Here is a 21,435-nt window from a genome sequence, read left to right on the forward strand (position 1 = left end):
TTTAACCCCGTCCTGTGAGGCGGAGAAGGGAGCAGCGGATGAGCACGCGCACTGTGCTGAACGCAGCCGACATCACCCGGGCCCTGACTCGGATCTCCCACGAGATCCTCGAGTCCAATCGCGGCCCGCAGGATCTGGTGCTTCTGGGCATCCCCACCCGCGGCGTCGCCCTCGCCCATCGCATCGGCGCACTGATCGGCGAAATCGCGTCAGTCGAGCTCGACGGTGCGGCGATCCCGGTCGGGGCGCTCGACGTCACGATGTACCGCGACGACCTGCACCGCAATCCCACCCGCACGCCGCAGCGCACGCAGATCCCCGCCGGCGGGATCGACGGAAAGGTCGTCGTTCTCGTGGACGACGTGCTGTTCTCGGGTCGCAGCATCCGCTCCGCCCTCGACGCCCTGCAGGACATCGGACGTCCGGCAGCCGTGCGTCTCGCGACGCTGGTGGACCGCGGACACCGCGAACTGCCGATCCGGCCCGACTTCGTGGGCAAGAACCTGCCGAGCTCGCGCGACGAGCGCGTCAACGTGCGCCTCGACGAAGTCGACGGCGCCGAGGAGGTGACGATCGAGTCATGAGGCATCTGCTCGACACCAAGACCCTCGACCGCGAGGCGGCCCTGCGCATCCTCGATGTCGCCGAGGACATGGCCGACACCCAGCAGCGCGAGGTGAAGAAGCTGCCGACGCTGCGCGGCAAGACCGTCGTCAACCTCTTCTTCGAGGACTCGACCCGCACCCGCATCTCGTTCGAGGCGGCCGCCAAGCGCCTGTCCGCCGACGTCATCAACTTCTCCGCGAAGGGCTCCAGCGTCTCCAAGGGGGAGTCGCTGCAGGACACCGCGCAGACCCTGCAGGCGATGGGAGCGGATGCCGTGGTCATCCGTCACGGCGCGTCCGGTGCACCACGCACGCTCGCCACAAGCGGGTGGATCAGCGCGGGCGTCGTGAACGCGGGGGACGGCACCCACGAGCACCCCACCCAGGCGCTCCTGGACGCCTACACGATCCGCAAGCGCCGGTTCGGCGCCGACAGCCGCGGCCGCGACCTCGCCGGTCTTCGCGTCACGATCGTCGGCGACATCCTGCACTCCCGTGTCGCCCGCTCGAACGTCTGGCTCCTCAACACGCTCGGAGCGGACGTCACCCTCGTCGCGCCGCCGACCCTGGTGCCGCAGGATGTCTCGCACTGGCCGGTGCGCGTGCGCTACGACCTCGACGAAGCGGTCGCCGAGCAGCCGGACGCGCTGATGATGCTGCGGATCCAGCTGGAGCGCATGAACGCCGCATATTTCCCCACTGAACGGGAGTATTCCCGTCGATGGGGGCTCGACGCCGGGCGGCTCGCGGCGCTCGGTCCGGATAGCATGGTGATGCACCCCGGACCGATGAACCGCGGTCTCGAGATCTCGGCGCAAGCCGCCGACTCGCCCCGGTCGACCGTGCTCGACCAGGTGACCAACGGCGTCTCGGTGCGCATGGCCGTGCTGTATCTGCTGCTCGCGGGAGCAGCAGACGAGAAGGAGGACAGACGATGAGCGAGGTCTTCCTGTTCCAGGGGGCACACCTTGAGGGCGGCGAGGCCGCAGACCTCATCGTCGAAGACGGCCTCATCGCCGAAGTGGGCACCGGGCTGAGCCGCGCCGGCGCGACCGTGGTCGATGCTGCCGGCCTGATCGCACTGCCCGGTCTGGTCGACCTCCACACGCACCTGCGCGAACCCGGGTACGAGGCATCCGAGACGATCCTCTCCGGATCGCGTGCCGCTGCTGCCGGTGGCTTCACGGCGGTCTTCGCGATGCCGAACACCTCGCCGGTGGCGGACACCGCTGGTGTCGTCGAGCAGGAGCTCGCGCTCGGTGAAGCTGCCGGATACGTGACCGTCCAGCCGATCGGCGCGGTCACGGTCGGGCAGAAGGGCGAGCGGCTCGCCGAACTCGGCGCGATGGCGTCTTCGCGTGGCCGCGTCCGGGTGTTCAGCGACGACGGCTTCTGCGTGTGGGACTCGCTCATCATGCGCCGCGCGCTCGAGTACGTGAAGGCGTTCGACGGCGTCATCGCCCAGCACGCCCAGGACCCCCGGCTCACCGAAGGCGCGCAGCTCAACGAGGGCTCGGTCTCCGCGGAGCTCGGCCTCGCCGGCTGGCCCGCCGTGGCTGAGGAGTCGATCATCGCCCGCGACGTGCTGCTCGCCGAGCACGTCGGCTCGCGGCTGCATGTCTGCCACCTCTCGACCGCCGGATCGGTCGACATCATCCGGTGGGCCAAGCGCCGTGGCGTCAACGTCACCGCCGAGGTCACCCCGCATCACCTGCTGCTGACCGACGAGCTCGCCCGCGGGTACGACGCCCGGTTCAAGGTGAACCCGCCGCTGCGCCGTGACGAGGACGTGCTGGCGGTCCGCGAAGGACTCGCCGACGGCACGATCGACATCGTCGCGACCGACCATGCCCCGCATCCCGACGAAGCGAAGTCGTGCGAGTGGCAGGCCGCGGCCAACGGGATGGTCGGGCTCGAGAGCGCGCTCCGGGTGGTGCACGAGGCGATGATCGACACCGGCCTGCTGGTGTGGGCTGATGTCGCGCGGATCATGTCCCGCACCCCCGCGCGGATCGGGCGGCTCGACGGCCACGGCACGCCGCTGAGCGACGGGCACCCGGCATCGTTCACCCTCTATGACCCGGCGCCGGTGCGCACCTTCTCGGTCGCCGACCTGCACGGTCGCAGCGTCAACTCGCCCTACCTCGGGCGCGAACTGCCCGGCGAGGTGCGCTGGACGGTGCACCGCGGCCGGCCGACCGTGGTCGACGGCGTGCTCCAGGACCTCTCGGGGGTGCGCGCATGACCACCGAAGGAGCCCTCCTGGTGATGATCGGGGTCGCCGCTCTGATCATCGCGCTCGTCGTGTGGGGCTGGGTGCGCCGCACGCGGCGCGACGCCGCCCTCACCGCCCCGACCGATGCCGCACCCGCCGACGCCCAGGTCCGTGCGTCGTTCTCGGGGCTGTACGTCGCCACGACCCGCCACGGTGAGCCGCTCGAGCGCCTCGCGATCCGCGGGCTCGCCTTCCGCTCCCGCGCCGACCTCTTCGTCACCGACGCCGGGGTCGCCCTCGACGTCACCGGAGCGCCGCGCGTGTTCCTGGCCGCTGACCGCCTGGTCGGCGTCGCGCAGGCGACCGTCGCGATCGACCGGGTCGTCGAGCCCGGCGGCCTCGTGCGCCTGGAATGGCGCACCGACGACGTGACGATCGTCGACTCCTACTTCCGACCGCAGGATGCCTCGACCCGTGCCGTCGCGGATGCGATCGCGCCGCTCTGCATCCCCACTTCGACCTCGACCTCGACCCCGATGGGATCCGACGCATGACCTCCCAGTTCCACGCCGACCCTGCCGTCCTCGTTCTCGAGGACGGCACCCGCCACCCGGGTCGCGCCTACGGCGCGCGCGGCACGACGCTCGGCGAGGTGGTTTTCGCCACCGGCATGACCGGCTACCAGGAGACGCTCACCGACCCCTCCTACGCCGGACAGATCGTGCTGCAGACCGCACCGCACATCGGCAACACGGGGATGAACCGTGAAGACCCCGAATCCCGCCGCATCTGGGTGTCGGGCTACATCGTGCGCGACCCCTCGCGCGTGGTCTCCAACTGGCGGGCGGATGCCTCGCTCGACGACGCTCTCGTGGCGGACGGCGTCGTCGGCATCAGCGGCATCGACACGCGCGCGGTCACCCGTCACATCCGCTCGGCGGGCAGCATGCGCGGCGGGATTTTCTCCGGCGCCGCGGCCGGCGTCGGAGAGGCCGAACAGCTCCGGCTCGTCCGGGAGGCGCCGCAGATGGCCGGCCGCAACCTCTCGGCCGAGGTCTCGGTCGCGGCAACCGAGGTCACCGTGGCGACGAGCGAGCGGATCGGCAGCCTCGCCGTGCTCGACCTCGGTGTGAAGCAGTCCACGATCGACAACCTCGCCGCCCGCGGCTTCGACGTGCACGTGCTGCCGCAGGACGTCACGATCGAGGGCATCCGAGAGGTCGACCCCGTTGCGGTCTTCTACTCGAACGGCCCTGGCGACCCCGCGGCCTCGGACGGTCACGTCGCGCTCCTGCGCAGCGTGCTCGACGACGGGCTGCCGTTCTTCGGCATCTGCTTCGGCAACCAGCTCCTCGGCCGGGCCCTCGGACTCGGCACCTACAAGCTGCCGTTCGGGCACCGCGGCATCAACCAGCCGGTGCTCGACAAGGCCACCGGTCGCGTCGAGATCACCGCGCACAACCACGGCTTCGCGGTCGAGGCTCCGATCGCGGGCGAGTTCGACAGCCCCGCCGGCTACGGCCGCGTCGAGGTGAGCCATGTCGGGCTGAACGACGACGTCGTCGAGGGGCTCCGTGCCCTCGACATCCCGGCGTTCTCGGTGCAGTACCACCCCGAGGCGGCCGCCGGCCCGCACGACGCCAACTACCTCTTCGACCGATTCCGCGACATGGTCATCGCGCACCTCGACAAGAAGGACGCCGAGTAATGCCCAAGCGCGACGACATCAAGAGTGTCCTGGTCATCGGCTCCGGCCCGATCGTCATCGGTCAGGCCTGCGAGTTCGACTACTCCGGCACCCAGGCCTGCCGGGTGCTCCGCGAAGAGGGCGTGCGCGTCATCCTCGTCAACTCCAACCCGGCGACCATCATGACCGACCCGGACTTCGCCGACGCGACCTACATCGAGCCGATCACGTGGCAGGTCATCGAGACGATCATCGCGAAGGAGAAGCCCGACGCGATCCTGCCGACCCTCGGCGGCCAGACCGCGCTGAACGCGGCGATCGACCTGCACAATCACGGCATCCTTCAGAAGTACGACGTCGAGCTCATCGGCGCGAGCTTCGAGGCGATCAACAAGGGCGAGGACCGCCAGATCTTCAAGCAGCTCGTGCTGGACGCGGGAGCGGATGTCGCGGCATCCCGCATCGCCCACACGATGGACGACTGCCTCGCCGCCGCCGAACAGCTCGGCTACCCGCTCGTCGTCCGCCCCTCCTTCACGATGGGCGGCCTCGGTTCCGGGTTCGCGTACGACGAGCGCGACCTCCGTCGCATCGCCGGCGCCGGCCTGCGCGACTCGCCCACCACCGAGGTGCTCCTCGAGGAGTCGATCCTCGGGTGGAAGGAGTACGAGCTCGAGCTCATGCGCGACACGGCCGACAACACCGTCGTCGTCTGCTCGATCGAGAACGTCGACCCCGTCGGCGTGCACACCGGCGACTCGATCACCGTTGCCCCGGCCCTCACGCTCACCGACCGCGAGTACCAGAAGCTCCGCGACATCGGCATCGACATCATCCGCGCCGTCGGCGTGGACACCGGCGGCTGCAACATCCAGTTCGCCGTCGACCCGTCGAACGGCCGCATCATCGTCATCGAGATGAACCCGCGCGTCTCGCGCTCGTCGGCGCTCGCCTCGAAGGCGACCGGGTTCCCGATCGCCAAGATCGCCGCGAAGCTCGCGATCGGCTACCGGCTCGACGAGATCCCGAACGACATCACCAAGGAGACGCCGGCGAGCTTCGAGCCCACGCTCGACTACGTCGTCGTCAAGGTGCCCCGGTTCAACTTCGAGAAGTTCCCGGCGGCCGACACGACGCTGACCACGACCATGAAGTCGGTCGGCGAGGCCATGGCGATCGGCCGCAACTATGCGACCGCGCTGCAGAAGGCGCTGCGGTCACTCGAGAAGCGCGGCTCCTCGTTCCACTGGGAGCCTTTGACAGGCTCAGGGACCGAGGCGTCGGTGGAGGAGCTCATCGAGCTGTCGAAGACCCCCACCGATGGTCGGATCATCCACGTGCAGCAGGCGCTGCGCGCCGGCGCGACGATCGAGCAGCTCTTCGACGCGACCGGCATCGACCCCTGGTTCCTCGATCAGATCGTCCTCATCAACGAGGTCGCCGAGTTCGTCCGCACCGCGGGGGAGCTGGATGCCGCGACCCTCCGCGTCGCGAAGGAGCACGGCTTCAGCGACACCCAGATCGCACAGCTCCGCCGAGTCAGCGAGATCGAGGTCCGCGGCATCCGTCACGCGCTCGGTGTGCGGCCCGTCTTCAAGACGGTCGACACCTGCGCGGGCGAGTTCCCTGCACTGACGCCGTACCACTACTCGAGCTACGACTTCGAGACCGAGGTGCGGCCGTCCGAGCGCACGAAGGTCGTCATCATCGGCTCCGGCCCGAACCGCATCGGCCAGGGCGTCGAGTTCGACTACTCCTGCGTGCACGCGTCGTTCGCGCTGTCCGAGGCCGGCTACGAGACCGTCATGGTCAACTGCAACCCCGAGACGGTCTCGACCGACTACGACACCTCGGATCGCCTCTACTTCGAGCCGCTGACCCTCGAGGACGTCCTCGAGGTGCTGCACGCCGAGGCGCAGTCGGGTGAGATCCTGGGCGTCATCTGCCAGCTCGGCGGCCAGACGCCGCTGGGGCTCGCGAAGGGGATCCAGGATGCCGGCTACCGCATCCTGGGCACCAGCCCCGAGGCCATCGACCTCGCCGAAGAGCGCCAGCTGTTCAGCGACATCCTCGACGCCGCCGGTCTCATCGCCCCTCGGCACGGCACCGCGACCGACCCGGACGGCGCCGTCGCGGTCGCCGAGGACATCGGGTACCCCGTCCTCGTGCGGCCGAGCTTCGTGCTCGGCGGGCGCGGCATGGAGATCGTCTACGACACCGCCGCCCTGCGCGACTACTTCGTCCGCACCGCCGGCGAGGTGATCGTCGAGCCCGGCAAGCCGCTGCTCGTCGACCGCTTCCTCGACGACGCCGTGGAGATCGACGTCGACGCCCTGTACGACGGCGACGAGCTGTACATCGGCGGCGTCATGGAGCACCTCGAGGAGGCCGGCATCCACTCCGGCGACTCCAGCTGCACCCTGCCGCCGATCTCGCTCGGCCGCACCGAGATCGACCGGGTGCGCGACGCGACCCTGGCGATCGCGGCAGGGGTGGGGGTGCGGGGCCTGCTCAACGTGCAGTTCGCGGTGAGCGCCGGCGTGCTCTACGTCATCGAGGCGAACCCGCGGGCGAGTCGCACGGTGCCGTTCGTCTCGAAGGCGCTCGGCATTCCGCTCGCCAAGGCGGCCGCCCGGATCATGGCCGGCGAGACGATCGCCGAGCTGAAGGAGAACGGCCTTCTGCCGCCGTCCGACGGTTCGCGCGTGCCGCTGGATTCGCCGGTCGCCGTCAAGGAGGCCGTGCTGCCGTTCAAGCGGTTCCGCACGAAGGAGGGCCTCACCGTCGACTCCGTGCTCGGACCCGAGATGCGCTCGACCGGCGAGGTCATGGGCATCGACCGCGACTTCCCGACCGCCTTCGCGAAGAGCCAGGAAGCCGCCTACGGCGGCATGCCGCTGACCGGGACCGTGTTCATCTCGGTCGCCGACTCCGACAAGCGCGCCGTCATCCTGCCCGCCCACCGGCTGCAGGAACTCGGCTTCACCCTCGTGGCGACCGAGGGCACCGCCGAGATTCTCGCCCGCAACGGCATCGCCGTCGAGGTGGTGAACAAGTACTCCGCCACGCAGGAGAGCGGGGCGACGAACATCGTCGACCTGATCAACGCGGGCGAGATCGACATGATCGTGAACACCCCGAGCGGCGGCTCCGCGCGCGCCGACGGCTACGAGATCCGCGCGGCGGCCGTCGCGGCCGACAAGGCGCTCTTCACGACGATGGCCGTCCTCGGCGCCGCAGTGAGCGCCCTTCCGGTGCTCCGCCAGGGCTTCGCCGTGCGGAGCCTGCAGGAGTACGCCGCCGATCGGGCGGCGCGCGCATGAGCGGAGGGTTCGGGGAGCGGCTGCGCGCAGTGATCGCCGAGCGCGGACGCCTGTGCGTCGGCATCGATCCGCACGAGCATCTGCTGACGCAGTGGGGATTGGATGCCTCGGCCGCCGGCGCCCGGGAGTTCGGGCTGCGCGTCGTCGACGCGGCCGCGGGTCGGGCCGGCATCGTCAAGCCGCAGGTGGCCTTCTTCGAGCGGTACGGCTCCGCCGGGTACGCGGCCCTCGAGGATGTGCTGGCCGCCTCCCGGGCAGCCGGCCTGATGGTGATCGCGGACGCCAAGCGCGGCGATATCGGCTCGACCATGGACGCGTACGCGCGCGCCTGGCTGACCCCTGGCTCGTCGCTCGAGGCTGATGCCCTGACGGTCAACCCGTACCTCGGCGTCGGATCCCTCGGCGACACCGTGACGCTCGCCCTCGCCCACGGCAAGGGTCTGTTCGTCCTCGCCGCCACCAGCAACCCGGAGGCAGCCGAACTGCAGACCGGACGGGTGGGAGCACAGACCGTCGCCGGCCGCGTCGTCCACGACGTCACCGAGGTCAATGCCAGGAACACCGCACCGGGGGAGTGGGGGAGCGTCGGGCTCGTCGTCGGCGCGACCGTCGACCGTGCCACATTCGGGCTCCCTGAGACCATCACGCCCCCCGCGCCGATCCTCGCGCCGGGCTTCGGCCACCAGGGCGCGACCCTCTCCGACCTCGCCGCGCTCTTCGGGTCGCTCGCTCCGGCGGTCGTCGCCAGCGAGAGTCGCGGCATCCTCGCCGGCGGTGCGGCCGAGGTCGCCGATCGAATCCAGGCACGTCTCGACCAGCTCGAGGAGGCAGCCCATGGCTGACGCACAGCACCCACCCGAGGTCGACCGCGCCGCGGCATCCCGTCGCGCCGTCGCAGCGCGGCGCGCCCGCGCCGCGCTGAAGAAGGACATCGCCATGCGCGTCGTCACGCCCCAGGAGGTGCTGCGGCGCGCGTTCGCCGATGCCGCATCCCCGTCCGGGACGATGCGAGTGACGGAGTTCCTCACGAGCATCCCGGCGATCGGCGAGGGCAAGCGCGACCGCCTGCTGGCCGAGCTCGCCATCTCACCGGTGAAGCGACTCGGCGGACTGGGTGCGCGGCAGCGACGTGCGCTGACCCACCTGCTCGACGAGCGCTGGCCCGAGCTGCAGCCGCGCGGCGCGCGAAGCCGGCTGGTCGTCCTCGCGGGGCCGACCGCGGTCGGCAAAGGCACCGTGGCCGCGCAGATCCGCGACCACCACCCGGAGATCCACCTGTCCGTCTCGGCGACGACGCGCGCGCCGCGACCGGGCGAGGTCGACGGCGAGCACTACTACTTCGTCGACGATGCCGAGTTCGACCGGCTCATCGCCGAGGGCGAGCTCCTCGAGCACGCGACGGTGCACAACCGCTTCCGTTACGGCACGCCGCGGGGCCCGATCGAGGCGGCATTGGACGCCGGCCGGCCGGTGCTTCTCGAGATCGATCTGCAGGGTGCGCGCCAGGTGCGCGCGGCCGAGCCGTCCGCCACTCTGGTGTTCCTGCTGCCCCCGAGCTGGGACCAGCTCGTGCAGCGCCTGGTGGGCCGCGGCACCGAGGAAGCAGAGGAGCGCCACCGGCGCCTGCGCACCGCGAAGGTCGAGCTCGCGGCCCAGAACGAGTTCGACTTCCGTGTCGTGAACGACGATGTCGCCCAAGCGGCCCAAGAGGTCGTAGAATTGGTGATGGCGCCTGCGCTTCCGTCTGCGCGCGCCTGAGCGGAGTCCTCGACGCATTCCGCGCTCCCACCGACATCCGTCGCCTAACCAGGAGGTTTCTTCGCTATGGCCGGAACGAACCAGGGCATCATCGAGCCCCCCATCGACAGCCTGCTCGAGAAGGTCGACTCCAAGTACCAGCTCGTCATCTTCGCGTCCAAGCGTGCGCGCCAGATCAACGACTACTACTCGGATCTGCACGAGGGCAACCTCTTCGACAACGTCGGCCCGCTCGTCGACTCGACGGTCGAAGACAAGCCGCTGACCATCGCGCTGCACGAGATCCACGAGGACAAGCTGCGCCTGCGCCCCGTCGCAGAGTAAGTCCTCCGTTCCGAACGGTCGGCCTGATCCCGCTGTGTCGCCACGAGGCGGCCCACCGGGGCGGTGTCGGCCGTTTCGGGCATACTGGTGCGCGTCCGCACCCGACTTGGAGACATGATGTCCGAGCTGCGCCTGTTCACGTCCGAGTCCGTCACCGAGGGGCACCCCGACAAGATCTGCGATCAGATCTCGGACAGCATCCTCGACGCGATCCTCACCGATGACCCCCGCGGGCGGGTCGCGGTCGAGACGCTCGTCACGACCGGTCTCGTTCACGTCGCGGGCGAGGTCTCCACCAGCGCGTACGTCGAGATCCCCGCGATCGTGCGGGCCGTCGTCAACCGGATCGGCTACAACTCGAGCGACACCGGCTTCGACGGCAGCTCGTGCGGCGTCAGCATCTCGATCGGCGCGCAGTCCTCCGACATCGCCGCCGGCGTCGACAAGGCGTTCGAGCGGCGCGAAGACGGCTCCGAGGATCCGCACGATCTCCAGGGCGCGGGCGACCAGGGCATCATGTTCGGCTACGCCACGACCGAGACGCCGCAGCTCATGCCGATGGCCATCTGGACGGCCCACCGCATCGCCGAGCGCCTCGCCGAGGTGCGCCGCGACGGCACGCTGCCGTTCCTCCGGCCCGACGGCAAGACGCAGGTGACGCTCGGCTACGACGGTGCTGTGCCGAAGACGGTCGACTCGGTCGTGCTCTCCACGCAGCACCACCCCGATATCTCTCAGGCCGACCTGCGCGCCCAGGTGCGGGCCGACGTGATCGACCCGATCCTGGCCGAGACCGGCCTCGACCTGCCCGGCGTGAAGTACTACATCAACCCGGCCGGTCCGTTCGTCGTCGGCGGGCCCAAGGGCGACGCAGGACTCACCGGTCGCAAGATCATCATCGACACCTACGGCGGTGCGTCCCGGCACGGTGGCGGGGCGTTCAGCGGCAAGGACCCATCGAAGGTCGACCGCTCCGCCGCGTACGCGATGCGCTGGGTCGCCAAGAACGCCGTCGCCGCCGGCCTCGCCGATCGGCTCGAGGTGCAGGTCGCCTACGCGATCGGCAAGGCCAAGCCGGTCGGTCTCTATGTCGAGTCCTTCGGCACCGGGCACGTGGCGGACGACGTCATCGTCCGGGCGATCCGGAGCGTCTTCGACCTGCGCCCCAAGGCGATCATCGAAGACCTGGATCTGCTGCGCCCGATCTACGCGAAGACCGCCGCCTACGGTCACTTCGGCCGAGAGCTGCCCGAGTTCACCTGGGAGCGCACCGACCGCGTCGACGACCTGCGCGCGGCCGCCGGTCTCTGAGGTGATCGCGCGGCCGGTGGCCCGCGTGCTGCTCGACTCGCCGCTGCCGCAGCTCGACCGGCTGTTCGACTACGCGATTCCGGAACACCTCGAGGCCGTCGCGCAGCCGGGCGTGCGCGTGCGCGTGCCGCTGCGCAGCGCCGGCCGCGTCGTCGACGGGCTCATCGTCGAACGAGGGGAGCCGGATGCCTCGGATCGGCCGCTCTCCGAGGTCGACGCCGTCGTCTCGACGCAGCCCGTCCTGACGCCTGCACTGTACGCACTGGCCCGTCGGGCCGCCGATCGTGCCGCCGGGTCGGCATCCGACATCCTCCGCCTCGCCCTGCCCAAGCGGATGGTCCGTGCCGAGAAGGCGTGGCTGGCCCGTGGACCGCTCGAGACGCCCGTGGTCGATGCGACCGCGCTCGACGACGCGAACCGCGTGCTCGGCGAATTCGCCGGGCTCGCCGACGCCATCGACGATCGAGGTCGAGTGGCGGTGGATGCGCCGCCACGGCTGGCCCGCGCCGCCGACGGCGCCGTCATCGGCGCGTGGGCGGAACTGCTCGCGGCGGCCGCGGTGCGCACGCTCGCCGCGGGCGGCAGCGCGATTCTGGTCGTTCCAGACCATCGCGACCAGAGCCAGCTCGAAGCAGCGCTGACCGGCCGCGTGCCCGCCGACGCGCTGCTGCGGGTGGATGCCCGGCAGAGTTCTCCGGCGCGGTACTCGGCGTTCCTGCGCGGTCTCGCCGATGTTCCGTGCATCGTGATCGGCAATCGCTCGGCGGTGTACGCGCCGGTGCACGCCCTCGGCCTCCTCGCCCTGTGGGACGACGGCGATCCGCTGCTCGCCGAGCCCTTGAGCCCCGGGGTGCACGCACGCGACGCCGCGCTGCTGCGGCAGGAGCTCGACGGCTGCGCCCTGATCTTCGCCGGCCACACCCGCACGACGGATGTCGAGCGCCTCGTCCAGGTCGGCTGGGTGCGCGAAGTGACCACGGCGCGTCGCGTCAGCCCGCGCGTCGTGCTGAGCGCCACCCGGGAGGGGGAGTCGCGCGGCGCTCGCGTCCCCTCTGCGGCCTTCGCCGCCGCACGGACGGCGCTTGCCGCGGGGCCCGTGCTCGTGCAGGTGGCGCGACCCGGCTACGCCCCCGTGCTCGTGTGCGCAGAATGCCGACGGCCCGCGCGTTGTGCGCACTGCGCGGGTCCGCTGCATGCGAAGCGACCGGGGGCGGTCCCGCACTGCTCGTGGTGCGGACGCACGGCCACCGCCTGGACCTGCCCGCACTGCTCCAGCGAACGGGTGCGGATGGCCGCCTCGGGCAGCGAGCGCACGGCCGACGAGCTCGGCCGCGCCTTCCCCGGAGTGCGGGTGATCGTCGCCGACGGCGAGCACCCGGTCGCTCGGATAGACGCGCGTCCCGCGCTCGTCGTCGCGACGCGCGGTGCCGAACCCATCGCCGACGGCGGCTACCGTGCGGTGATCCTCCTGGACGGGGAGCGGATGCTGCTCGCCGAGGATCTGCGGATCGGCGAGTCGTGCCTGCGGTGGTGGTCGAACGCCGCCGCGCTGGCCGCCCCGGATGCGCCCGTCCACCTCGTCGGGGTTGCAGGCGCGGTCGCCCGCGCCCTCGCCACCTGGACCCAGGCGGCCTACGCGCGCGCCGAGCTGCAGGACCGCGCGCCGCTGCGGATGCCTCCCACCGTCCGGGTCGCGGCGCTCGAGGGCCCGCCCGCCGTCGTCAGCGCGGCGCTGGCCGCTCTCCGCGGGGCGGTGCCGGAGCTCGACGACGAGGCGGTCCTTGGCCCGGTCGCGACCCCGGAGGCGGCTGCCCGCGCACTCGTGCGGTTCGACTACGCCCGCGGACCGCACGTGGCCGAAGCCCTGCGCGCGGCGGTCGTCCAGCAGTCCCTCAGCGCCCGCGCCAAGGCGAAGGGAAGGGCGCCGGGCGCGCGCAATACACTCAGAGTGCGGGTGGATGTGCCCGATCTCGACCTGTGAGGAGCCCCATGCGTCTCGTCTTCGCCGGGACGCCGGACGCAGCGGTTCCCTCGCTGCACCGGATCGCGGCATCCGCGCACGACATCGTCGCCGTCGTCACGCGCACCGACGCTCCGCTGGGCCGCAAACGGATCCTGACTCCATCGCCGGTGGCCGTCGCCGCCGAGGACCTCGGTTACGCGACGATCAAGACCGATCGCCTGGATGCCGATGCCACCGCCCGGATCACCGCCCTGCGGCCGGATCTCGGGGTGATCGTCGCCTACGGCGGTCTCGTGCGGGAGCCGCTGCTGTCGGCACCGCTGCACGGCTGGATCAACCTGCACTTCTCGCTGCTGCCGCGCTGGCGCGGGGCGGCGCCCGTGCAGCACGCGCTGATCGCGGGGGATGCCGAGACCGGCGCCGCCGTTTTCCAGCTGGTGCCCGAGCTCGATGCGGGCGACGTGTTCGCTCAGCTGCGCCGCGAGATCCCCGCCGATGCGACCAGCGCGTCCCTACTCGCGCTGCTCGCCGATGAGGGCGCGGACCTGCTTCTCGAAGTCGTCGAGGCGATCGCGGCCGGCACCGCCGTCGCCGTCCCGCAGGTCGGCGCGCCGACCCTCGCGCCGAAGCTCGGCCTCGAAGACGGCCGGATCCGGTGGGATGAACCGCGCGAGAGCGTGCTCGCCCGCATCCACGGTGTGACCCCGGAGCCCGGCGCGCACACCACCCTCGACGGCGCACGCGTCAAGGTGCTGAGTGCCGCGCCTGCCCCCGACGCAGCACCCGCTCTCGCTCCCGGAGCCCTCGCGCTGCACGAGAAGGCCGTGATCGCGGGCACCGCAACCGCCCCGATCGCCCTGCGGACGGTGCAGCCGGCCGGCAAGGGTGCGATGGCCGCCGCCGACTGGTGGCGCGGGCTACGCAGCGACGCGCCGGTGGCCGGCTCATGAGCGCGAGCGCGCCACGCCAGGTCGCGTACGACGTCATCCGCGCCGTGCACGAGTCCGATGCCTACGCGAACCTGCTGCTGCCGAGGACGATGGAGCGCGCCGGACTCACCGGGGCCGACGCAGCGCTCGCGACCGAGCTGACCTACGGCACCCTCCGCAAGCAGGGCACCTACGACGCGATCATCGCGATCGCCGCGGATCGTCCCATTGCCGAGATAGACCCGGCCGTGCGTGACGCGCTGCGCCTGGGCGTGCACCAGCTGCTGTCGACGCGGGTCGCCTCCCATGCCGCGGTGCATGAATCCGTCGAACTCGTCCGGAATGCGGGGCGTGGCGCCTCGGGCTTCACCAACGCCGTGCTGCGGCGCATCTCCCGCGACACGCCGGGGGACTGGATGACGCGGGTCGAGCAGTCCGCCCGCTCCGACGACGAGCGGCTCGGCGTGGTCTTCTCTCATCCGGTCTGGATCGTCCGGGCATTCCGGCGCGCGCTGGCCGCCGAGGGCCGCGCCGACGAGCTGGAGGCCCTGCTGACCGCCGACAACGCGTCGCCCCGGGTGACCATGGCAGCGCTTCCCGACCTTGCGGACGTGCCGGAGGAGGCCCGCCGCACCCCGTACTCTCCGATCGGCTTCCGCCTCGGCGGTGGAGATCCCGAGTCGATCATCCGCGAATCGGACGGGCTGCTGCGCGTCCAGGACGAAGGCTCGCAGCTCGCCGCACTCGCCCTGTCGCGCGCGGAGCCGGTGCGACCCGGCGAGCGGTGGCTCGACCTCTGCGCCGGTCCGGGCGGCAAGACGGCCGTGCTCGCTGCCGAGGCGCTGGCTGGGGGAGCGATCCTCGAGGCCAATGAGGTCTCGCCCGCACGCGCCGGTCTCGTTCGGCGTGCGATCGCGGGGATTCCGCTCGACGTCGACGTCTCCGAGGAGGATGGCCGGCTGCGTGCCATGGAGTCTCCCGGCCTCTACGACCGGATCCTCGTCGACGCCCCCTGCACAGGGCTGGGCGCGCTGCGTCGCCGGCCCGAAGCACGCTGGCGCAAGTCACCCGCCGACGTGCCGTCGCTCGTCGAGCTGCAGACCGAGCTGCTGAGCGCCGCCGTCGTGGCGCTGCGGCCGGGCGGCATCGTGGCCTACGTGACCTGCTCGCCCCATCTCGCCGAGACCGTCGGCGTCGTCGCCGAAGTGCGCCGGGCATTCGGCGACGTGATCGAGGAGCTCGACACGCGGGCCGTGATCGAGTCGCTGTCGGAAACCTCCCCGAACCTCGTGCCGGCGGCGGACGGCTCCGGGCGGGCCCAGCTGTGGCCGCACCGGCACAACACCGACGCGATGTCGATCAGCCTGCTTCGGCGGGTGTGACGCCCAGGCTCACTCCAGGATCCGGAATCCGGGGGCAGCCAGGTCGAACTGCGTGCGCAGGGCGACGAGTGCGGCGGGGTGCGAGCGCGCGAGCGCGCGCACGTCCAGCAGCAGTTCCGCGCCGGGCGGGGCCGACGCGGCAAGTTCGCTCAAGACCGCCAGCACCTGCTCGGTGCCCGCGAAGCCCAGCTCACCGCCCAGTCGGATGACGCGCCCGGCCGGTGTGTGCTCGACCGAGATCGCGGGCTCCGAGAAATTCTCGTGCGGCTCGAGCAGATGCATCCCGAACTCTGTGGACAGGGCGCCCACGATCGCGCTTCCGCGGACGGTGTTGCCGTGCGCGTCCAGCCGTGGGCTGAACGCGGCCACTCCGAACTGCGACGGAGCGACGGCGAGGATGCCGCCCGCGACCCCGCTCTTGGCGGGCAGGCCCACGCGCAGCATCCACTCGCCGGAGAAGTCGTACATGCCGCAGCTGGACATGAGCGAGATGACGTCTCGGGCGACCCGCTCGCTGACGACTCTCTCGCCCGTCACCGGGTTCACCCCGCCGAACGCGAGCGTGCCGGCCATCGTCGCCAGATCGCGCACCGTGACCAGCACCGAGCACTGCCGGAAGTAGGTCTCGACCGCGAGCTCGACCGGTGCATCGACGATGCCGTGCGATCGCATCAGATACGCCAACGCACGGTTGCGATCGCCCGTCGCGGACTCCGACGCGTATACGGCCTCGTCGATCCAGAGCGACCTGCCCGCGAACGCCGACATCGTCGCGACGATCCGGGATGTGCGCTCCTCGATGTCCATGCCGCGGATGAGACCCGTCGTGGCGATCGCGCCCGCGTTGACCAACGGGTTGGACGGACGCCCCGTGCCCGCCTCGAGACTGATCGCGTTGAACGGCTCTCCGCTGGGCTCGGCGCCGACGCGTTCGAGGACCTTGTCGAGCCCGAGGTCGCTGAGCGCGAGCGCGAGCACGAACGGTTTCGAGATGGACTGGATCGTGAAGTCGCTGTGGTCGTCGCCGACCGACCGCACCCGACCGCGTGAACCGACGATGGCGAGCGCGAGGCGCTCCGGGTCGGACTCGGCGAGTTGCGGGATGTAGCTGGCCGGAGCCCCACCCCCGAGCGGACGGGCGTCTTCGAGCACACCGTGCAGCAGCGACATGATGGGGTCCACGGCTCGACCATAATGGACGCGTGCTAACGGAACACGGCTCGGGCGGCGTCCGCATCAACCCGAGCGTGCTCGCCGCGGACTTCGTGAACATGCAGGCCGCCCTCGCCCGCATCGCCACCGCCGATTTCGTGCACGTGGACGTCATGGACAACCACTTCGTGCCCAACCTCACCTTCGGCCCGCAGATGGTCGAGCGCATCCAGGCCACCAGCCCGATTCCGCTCGACGTGCACCTGATGATCGCCGATCCCGATCGCTGGGCGCCGGAGTACGCCGACCTCGGCGCCGCCTCGGTCACGTTCCATCTCGAGGCCGCCACCGAGCCGGTCGCCCTTGCCCGGCGGCTGCGCGCGATCGGTGCGCGAGCCGGCGTCGCCGTCAAGCCGGCCACCCCGGTCGAGGGGCTGTTCGACCTTCTCGACGATTTCGACCAGATCCTCGTGATGACGGTCGAGCCCGGCTTCGGCGGGCAGTCGTTCATGGCCGAGACCATGCCGAAGCTCCGCCGCCTGGCCGACGAGGCCCGTCGGCGCGGATCCGCGGTGTGGCTGCAGGTCGATGGGGGCATCTCGGCCTCGACGATCGAGCAGGCCGCTCTGGCCGGTGCCGACACCTTCGTCGCCGGCTCAGCCGTCTTCGGCGCCGCAGACCCGGGTGAAGCGATCGCCGCTCTGCGGTCGACCGCACTGGCCGCTCGTCACAGCCACTGAGGCGCCCCGCGGACCGCGCCGAGCCGAGGGTTCGATACCCTGGAACGGTGAAGACGTTCGATGCCCTGTTCGCCGAGCTCACCGCCAAGGCGGCCGAGCGCCCCGAAGGGTCGGGCACGGTGGCGGAGCTCGACGCCGGCGTCCACGCCATCGGCAAGAAGGTCGTCGAGGAAGCCGCCGAAGTGTGGATGGCCGCCGAGTACGAGTCATCGGATGCCGCAGCCGAGGAGATCTCGCAGCTGCTGTACCACCTGCAGGTCCTGATGATCGCGAAGGGGCTCACGCTCGAGGACGTGTACCGACATCTCTGAGCGTCACCCCCGTTCCTCCGGCCAACCCCACACCGAAAGCCACGCCGTCATGCTGCGAATCGCCGTGCCGAACAAGGGATCGCTCGCCGAGACCGCCGCGGAGATGCTCTCCGAGGCCGGCTACGTGGGTCGGCGCGACCCCAAGGACCTGCACATCATCGATCCTCAGAACGAGGTCGAGTTCTTCTATCTGCGCCCCAAGGACATCGCGACGTACGTCGGGTCCGGCGCCCTCGATGTCGGCATCACGGGCCGCGACCTGCTTCTGGACGCACGGATGCCGGGCGCCCGCGAGATCGAGGCTCTCGGGTTCGCCGCCTCCACGTTCCGCTTCGCCGCGCCCCCAGGACGCTTCGCTGACGTCTCCGATCTCGACGGCGTGCGCATCGCGACCTCGTACCCGGGCCTCGTCGACAGGTTCCTCGATGAGCACGATGTCGCGGCCGATCTCGTGCCGCTCGACGGCGCCGTGGAATCCGCTGTCCGGCTGGGTGTGGCGGATGCCATCGCCGACGTCGTCGAGACCGGCACGACCCTGCGGCAGGCAGGCCTCGAGATCTTCGGCCCCGTCATCCTGCAGTCCGAGGCCGTCCTGATCGGCTCTCCGGCCGAGGTCGACGGCGCCGAGACCCTCCTGCGGCGCCTGCGCGGCGTCATGGTCGCGCGGCAGTACGTGCTGATCGACTACGACCTTCCCGCCGATCTCGTCGACACAGCGGTCGCGATCGCTCCCGGCATCGAGTCGCCGACCATTTCGCCTCTCCGCGATCCGAAGTGGGTGGCCGTGCGGGTGATGAGTCCGCGCAAGGGCGTCAACCAGGTCATGGACGCGCTCTACGCGATCGGCGCGCGCGCGATCCTCGTCAGCGCCATCCACAACGCGAGGCTCTGATGGCCGTCGTCTGCCGCGTCATCCCGTGCCTGGACGTCGCCGCCGGACGCGTCGTCAAGGGCGTGAACTTCGAGAACCTGCGTGACATGGGCGACCCGGTCGAGCTTGCCCGGATCTACTACGAGCAGGGCGCCGACGAGCTGACCTTCCTCGATGTGACGGCGACCGTCGACGACCGCGCGACGACCTACGACGTCGTGCGCCGCACCGCCGAAGAGGTCTTCATCCCCCTGACCGTCGGCGGCGGAGTCCGCACGACGGACGACGTCGCCCGGCTGCTGTCCGTCGGCGCCGACAAGATCGGGGTGAACTCGGCGGCGATCGGCCGCCCCGCCCTCATCGACGAGATCGCCGACCGCTTCGGAGCGCAGGTGCTGGTGCTCTCGCTCGACGTCAAGCGTGCGACCGGGCCGCTCCGCGAGCGGATCCCCTCGGGCTTCGTCGTCACCACGCACGGCGGCCGCACCGAGACCGAGCTGGACGCGCTGGCGTGGGCACGCGAGGCGATCGAGCGCGGGGCGGGGGAGCTCCTGGTCAACTCCATCGACGCGGACGGCACCCGGCAGGGCTTCGACCTCGAGCTGGTCTCCCTCATGCGGGAGATCTCGAGCGTCCCGGTCATCGCGTCGGGTGGTGCAGGCAAGGTCGGCGACTTCGCGCCGGCGATCACGGCAGGCGCCGACGCGGTGCTCGCGGCATCCGTCTTCCACTCCGGTCAGCTCACCGTGGGCGATGTGAAGGCCGCACTGCTCGCCGACGGGATCCCGGTGCGCGAAGGTCAGGCGGCGACGTGAGCGAGACGATCGAGCAGCGCATCGCGCAGGTGACCTTCGACGCCCACGGGCTGGTCGCGGCGATCATCCAGCAATGGGACACGCACGAGGTGCTCATGCTCGGATGGATGGATGCCGAGGCCCTGCGCCGGACGCTCACCTCCGGCCGCGTCACCTTCTGGTCGCGGTCGCGGCAGGAGTACTGGCGCAAGGGCGACACCTCCGGCCACGTCCAGTTCGTGCGAGGCGCGCGGCTGGACTGCGACGGCGACGCCATCCTGGTGCAGGTGGAGCAGGTCGGCGTGGCCTGCCACACCGGCACGCGCACGTGCTTCGACACCACCGACCTCGAGCCGGTGACCGGACTGGACCGATGACCGCACGGGCACGTCTGCTGTGCGTGGCGGCCATCGTGCTCGCCGGGGCGATCGGCGTGATCTCGTCGACCCAGACCTGGCTCGTCGTCACCCTCGCGGACGCCGAGCACGAGCTCACCGTGGCGGGAGCCGCCGCGGTTCCCGTCCTCGCGCCGCTCAGCCTGGCCGTGCTCGCCCTCGGCGGGGCGCTGTCGATCGTGGGACTCGTGCTGCGGTACATCTTCGGCGTGCTCACGGTCGCGATCGCCCTCGTGCTCGGTGTCCTGACCGCGCAGATCGCCTTCGCCCAGCCGCTCGACGCCGCCGCCCGCACCGTGACCGACGCGACCGGGATCACCGGCACGGCCGCGATCTCCGAACTCGTGTCGGGCATCTCGGCGACCCCGTGGCCGATCTGCACCCTGATCGCCTGGGTGCTGCTCCTCGCGGCCGGCCTGTTCACGATCGTGACCGCGCGCGGCTGGCGAGGCAGCGACCGGCGCTACCGATCCGACGCCGTGCCGCCGGCCGGCCCCGCACCATCCCGTCCGCGTGATGCCGTCGACTCGTGGGACGACCTGTCCCGCGGCGACGATCCGACGGCGGCGCCCCGCTAGACTTGCCGAACTCGCGTACTCGGAGGAAATCCATGAGCAATCCCATCGGCGATCCCGGCCACGGACACTCGCCGGCCGCGTGGACGGCCATCATCATCATGCTGGTGGCCATCGCCATCGGCACCTTCTTCTTCTTCCTGGAGATCCCGGCCATGGTGTGGGTCTCGGCCGGACTCCTCGTGGTCGGGCTGCTCGTCGGCTGGGGCATGAAGAAGGCCGGATACGGCGTCAACGGGCCGAAGTACGCGCCGAAAGAGCATTGAGCATGCTCGCCGACCTCACGGCCGGCGCGGTGGAGGATGCCGAGGCACGCGCCTCGCTGCGGCCGCTCGCGGTCGTCGAGTCTCTTGCGCTCGCGCGCCCGGCGGCCCGCGATGCCCTGGCTGCGCTGGCTCCGGCCGATCGGGTGAAGATCATCGCCGAGGTCAAGCGCGCGAGCCCCTCGCGCGGTGACCTGGCCGCGATCCCCGACCCGGCCCTGCAGGCCCGCCGCTACGAGCAGGGCGGCGCATCCGCGATCTCGGTCCTCACCGAGGGCCGGCGATTCAAGGGCAGCCTCGCCGACCTGGAGGCGGTCCGTGACGCGGTCTCGCTGCCCGTGCTGCGCAAGGACTTCATCGCGACCGAGTACCAGGTGCTCGAGGCGCGGGCATCCGGCGCCGACCTCGTGCTGCTGATCGTGGCCGCGCTCGAGCAGGACGTGCTCGCGCGGCTGCACGCATTCACCCTCGACCTCGGCATGACGCCCCTCGTCGAAACGCACTCGGCGGACGAGGTCGATCGCGCCGCAGACGTCGGCGCGCGGCTGATCGGCGTCAATGCCCGGGACCTGTCGACCTTCGCGCTCGACCGGGATCTGTTCGGCCGACTCGCTGAGCGCATTCCCGCCGGCGCCGTCCGCATCGCCGAGTCAGCAGTGCTCGTCCCGGAGGATGTCGCGCACTATCGCGCCGCGGGCGCCGACGTGGTGCTCATCGGCGAGGCCCTTGTCACCGGGGACCCGGTGGCGACACTCGGCGCGTTCCTGGCGGCCGGGGCATCCGAAGTATCGAGGAGCGAGTCGAAGTGAGCAGTCTGCGAGATGTCACCGGGCCCTT

Annotated in this window: 22 protein-coding genes; 21 read left to right on the forward strand and 1 reads right to left on the reverse strand. The window is 71.0% G+C overall.

All coding sequences use genetic code 11. The annotated features are described in order from the left end of the window. Positions 1–38: 38 nt before the first annotated feature. The 13 genes from pyrR (at position 39) to ACXJ3V_RS02605 (ending at position 15,497) form a co-directional block, all read left to right on the forward strand. On the forward strand, positions 39–584 hold the full coding sequence (gene pyrR, locus ACXJ3V_RS02545; RefSeq protein ID WP_457098676.1) for a bifunctional pyr operon transcriptional regulator/uracil phosphoribosyltransferase PyrR: 546 nt from the start codon (positions 39–41) through the stop codon (positions 582–584). Beyond that, complete coding sequence (locus ACXJ3V_RS02550; RefSeq protein ID WP_457098677.1) at positions 581–1,543, forward strand: aspartate carbamoyltransferase catalytic subunit; 963 nt, start codon at positions 581–583, stop codon at positions 1,541–1,543. The genes pyrR and ACXJ3V_RS02550 overlap by 4 nt, the downstream gene beginning before the upstream one ends. Beyond that, the gene (locus ACXJ3V_RS02555; protein WP_457098678.1) at positions 1,540–2,850 is read left to right on the forward strand and encodes a dihydroorotase; all 1,311 of its coding nucleotides are present in this window, start codon (positions 1,540–1,542) and stop codon (positions 2,848–2,850) included. Before ACXJ3V_RS02550 ends, ACXJ3V_RS02555 begins: the two co-directional genes overlap by 4 nt. Then, positions 2,847–3,374, forward strand: a complete 528-nt coding sequence (locus tag ACXJ3V_RS02560) for a PH-like domain-containing protein (protein WP_457098679.1) — start codon at positions 2,847–2,849, stop codon at positions 3,372–3,374. The genes ACXJ3V_RS02555 and ACXJ3V_RS02560 overlap by 4 nt, the downstream gene beginning before the upstream one ends. After that, a complete protein-coding gene (gene carA / locus ACXJ3V_RS02565) occupies positions 3,371–4,528 on the forward strand; it encodes a glutamine-hydrolyzing carbamoyl-phosphate synthase small subunit (protein ID WP_457098680.1) in 1,158 nt (385 codons plus the stop codon). Before ACXJ3V_RS02560 ends, carA begins: the two co-directional genes overlap by 4 nt. Next, positions 4,528–7,830 carry a carbamoyl-phosphate synthase large subunit gene (gene carB, locus ACXJ3V_RS02570; RefSeq protein ID WP_457098681.1) on the forward strand — a complete coding sequence of 1,101 codons (3,303 nt, stop codon included), beginning with the start codon at positions 4,528–4,530 and terminating at the stop codon, positions 7,828–7,830. The genes carA and carB overlap by 1 nt, the downstream gene beginning before the upstream one ends. Further along, a complete protein-coding gene (gene pyrF / locus ACXJ3V_RS02575; protein WP_457098682.1) occupies positions 7,827–8,672 on the forward strand; it encodes an orotidine-5'-phosphate decarboxylase in 846 nt (281 codons plus the stop codon). The genes carB and pyrF overlap by 4 nt, the downstream gene beginning before the upstream one ends. Beyond that, complete coding sequence (gene gmk / locus ACXJ3V_RS02580) at positions 8,665–9,588, forward strand: guanylate kinase (RefSeq protein ID WP_457098683.1); 924 nt, start codon at positions 8,665–8,667, stop codon at positions 9,586–9,588. The genes pyrF and gmk overlap by 8 nt, the downstream gene beginning before the upstream one ends. 66 nt (positions 9,589–9,654) lie before the next feature. Further along, positions 9,655–9,912, forward strand: a complete 258-nt coding sequence (gene rpoZ / locus ACXJ3V_RS02585; RefSeq protein ID WP_457098684.1) for a DNA-directed RNA polymerase subunit omega — start codon at positions 9,655–9,657, stop codon at positions 9,910–9,912. 117 nt (positions 9,913–10,029) lie between these two features. After that, the gene (gene metK / locus ACXJ3V_RS02590) at positions 10,030–11,223 is read left to right on the forward strand and encodes a methionine adenosyltransferase (protein ID WP_457098685.1); all 1,194 of its coding nucleotides are present in this window, start codon (positions 10,030–10,032) and stop codon (positions 11,221–11,223) included. Positions 11,224–11,239: 16 nt separating this feature from the next. Beyond that, the gene (locus ACXJ3V_RS02595; RefSeq protein WP_457098686.1) at positions 11,240–13,204 is read left to right on the forward strand and encodes a primosomal protein N' family DNA-binding protein; all 1,965 of its coding nucleotides are present in this window, start codon (positions 11,240–11,242) and stop codon (positions 13,202–13,204) included. An 8-nt stretch (positions 13,205–13,212) separates the two neighbouring features. Further along, on the forward strand, positions 13,213–14,136 hold the full coding sequence (gene fmt, locus ACXJ3V_RS02600; RefSeq protein ID WP_457098687.1) for a methionyl-tRNA formyltransferase: 924 nt from the start codon (positions 13,213–13,215) through the stop codon (positions 14,134–14,136). Continuing rightward, positions 14,133–15,497, forward strand: coding sequence for an RsmB/NOP family class I SAM-dependent RNA methyltransferase (locus tag ACXJ3V_RS02605; RefSeq protein WP_457098688.1), 1,365 nt, complete (start codon positions 14,133–14,135; stop codon positions 15,495–15,497). The genes fmt and ACXJ3V_RS02605 overlap by 4 nt, the downstream gene beginning before the upstream one ends. A gap of 9 nt (positions 15,498–15,506) precedes the next feature. Here ACXJ3V_RS02605 and glsA read toward each other — a convergent pair whose 3' ends face one another. Further along, complete coding sequence (gene glsA / locus ACXJ3V_RS02610) at positions 15,507–16,679, reverse strand: glutaminase A (RefSeq protein WP_457098689.1); 1,173 nt, start codon at positions 16,677–16,679, stop codon at positions 15,507–15,509. A 20-nt stretch (positions 16,680–16,699) separates the two neighbouring features. On the opposite strand from glsA, the gene rpe reads away from it, so the two are divergent. The 8 genes from rpe to trpC are packed head-to-tail and all read left to right on the forward strand — an operon-like array spanning position 16,700 to position 21,407. After that, positions 16,700–17,389 carry a ribulose-phosphate 3-epimerase gene (gene rpe, locus ACXJ3V_RS02615; RefSeq protein WP_457098690.1) on the forward strand — a complete coding sequence of 230 codons (690 nt, stop codon included), beginning with the start codon at positions 16,700–16,702 and terminating at the stop codon, positions 17,387–17,389. A gap of 47 nt (positions 17,390–17,436) precedes the next feature. Continuing rightward, complete coding sequence (locus ACXJ3V_RS02620) at positions 17,437–17,700, forward strand: phosphoribosyl-ATP diphosphatase (protein WP_457098691.1); 264 nt, start codon at positions 17,437–17,439, stop codon at positions 17,698–17,700. Between the two features lie 49 nt (positions 17,701–17,749). Beyond that, positions 17,750–18,592, forward strand: coding sequence for an ATP phosphoribosyltransferase (gene hisG / locus ACXJ3V_RS02625; RefSeq protein WP_457098692.1), 843 nt, complete (start codon positions 17,750–17,752; stop codon positions 18,590–18,592). Further along, positions 18,592–19,386 carry an imidazole glycerol phosphate synthase subunit HisF gene (hisF, locus tag ACXJ3V_RS02630; protein WP_457098693.1) on the forward strand — a complete coding sequence of 265 codons (795 nt, stop codon included), beginning with the start codon at positions 18,592–18,594 and terminating at the stop codon, positions 19,384–19,386. The genes hisG and hisF overlap by 1 nt, the downstream gene beginning before the upstream one ends. Then, positions 19,383–19,742, forward strand: coding sequence for a phosphoribosyl-AMP cyclohydrolase (gene hisI / locus ACXJ3V_RS02635; RefSeq protein ID WP_457098694.1), 360 nt, complete (start codon positions 19,383–19,385; stop codon positions 19,740–19,742). The genes hisF and hisI overlap by 4 nt, the downstream gene beginning before the upstream one ends. Next, positions 19,739–20,338 carry a Trp biosynthesis-associated membrane protein gene (locus tag ACXJ3V_RS02640; protein ID WP_457098695.1) on the forward strand — a complete coding sequence of 200 codons (600 nt, stop codon included), beginning with the start codon at positions 19,739–19,741 and terminating at the stop codon, positions 20,336–20,338. Before hisI ends, ACXJ3V_RS02640 begins: the two co-directional genes overlap by 4 nt. A gap of 32 nt (positions 20,339–20,370) precedes the next feature. Then, on the forward strand, positions 20,371–20,601 hold the full coding sequence (locus ACXJ3V_RS02645; protein ID WP_457098696.1) for a DUF6704 family protein: 231 nt from the start codon (positions 20,371–20,373) through the stop codon (positions 20,599–20,601). Positions 20,602–20,603: 2 nt separating this feature from the next. Continuing rightward, positions 20,604–21,407, forward strand: a complete 804-nt coding sequence (trpC, locus tag ACXJ3V_RS02650; protein WP_457098697.1) for an indole-3-glycerol phosphate synthase TrpC — start codon at positions 20,604–20,606, stop codon at positions 21,405–21,407. Positions 21,408–21,435 lie beyond the last annotated feature (28 nt).

The sequence above is a fragment of the Microbacterium sp. P5_E9 genome, assembly GCF_054049175.1.

What these genes read in the sequence shown, in the direction of transcription:
- pyrR (WP_457098676.1), top strand. Translation starts at nt 39, where the DNA reads ATGAGCACGCGCACTGTGCTGAACGCAGCCGACATCACCCGGGCCCTG.
- ACXJ3V_RS02550 (WP_457098677.1), top strand. Translation starts at nt 581, where the DNA reads ATGAGGCATCTGCTCGACACCAAGACCCTCGACCGCGAGGCGGCCCTG.
- ACXJ3V_RS02555 (WP_457098678.1), top strand. Translation starts at nt 1,540, where the DNA reads ATGAGCGAGGTCTTCCTGTTCCAGGGGGCACACCTTGAGGGCGGCGAG.
- ACXJ3V_RS02560 (WP_457098679.1), top strand. Translation starts at nt 2,847, where the DNA reads ATGACCACCGAAGGAGCCCTCCTGGTGATGATCGGGGTCGCCGCTCTG.
- carA (WP_457098680.1), top strand. Translation starts at nt 3,371, where the DNA reads ATGACCTCCCAGTTCCACGCCGACCCTGCCGTCCTCGTTCTCGAGGAC.
- carB (WP_457098681.1), top strand. Translation starts at nt 4,528, where the DNA reads ATGCCCAAGCGCGACGACATCAAGAGTGTCCTGGTCATCGGCTCCGGC.
- pyrF (WP_457098682.1), top strand. Translation starts at nt 7,827, where the DNA reads ATGAGCGGAGGGTTCGGGGAGCGGCTGCGCGCAGTGATCGCCGAGCGC.
- gmk (WP_457098683.1), top strand. Translation starts at nt 8,665, where the DNA reads ATGGCTGACGCACAGCACCCACCCGAGGTCGACCGCGCCGCGGCATCC.
- rpoZ (WP_457098684.1), top strand. Translation starts at nt 9,655, where the DNA reads ATGGCCGGAACGAACCAGGGCATCATCGAGCCCCCCATCGACAGCCTG.
- metK (WP_457098685.1), top strand. Translation starts at nt 10,030, where the DNA reads ATGTCCGAGCTGCGCCTGTTCACGTCCGAGTCCGTCACCGAGGGGCAC.
- fmt (WP_457098687.1), top strand. Translation starts at nt 13,213, where the DNA reads ATGCGTCTCGTCTTCGCCGGGACGCCGGACGCAGCGGTTCCCTCGCTG.
- ACXJ3V_RS02605 (WP_457098688.1), top strand. Translation starts at nt 14,133, where the DNA reads ATGAGCGCGAGCGCGCCACGCCAGGTCGCGTACGACGTCATCCGCGCC.
- hisG (WP_457098692.1), top strand. Translation starts at nt 17,750, where the DNA reads ATGCTGCGAATCGCCGTGCCGAACAAGGGATCGCTCGCCGAGACCGCC.
- hisF (WP_457098693.1), top strand. Translation starts at nt 18,592, where the DNA reads ATGGCCGTCGTCTGCCGCGTCATCCCGTGCCTGGACGTCGCCGCCGGA.
- ACXJ3V_RS02640 (WP_457098695.1), top strand. Translation starts at nt 19,739, where the DNA reads ATGACCGCACGGGCACGTCTGCTGTGCGTGGCGGCCATCGTGCTCGCC.
- ACXJ3V_RS02645 (WP_457098696.1), top strand. Translation starts at nt 20,371, where the DNA reads ATGAGCAATCCCATCGGCGATCCCGGCCACGGACACTCGCCGGCCGCG.
- trpC (WP_457098697.1), top strand. Translation starts at nt 20,604, where the DNA reads ATGCTCGCCGACCTCACGGCCGGCGCGGTGGAGGATGCCGAGGCACGC.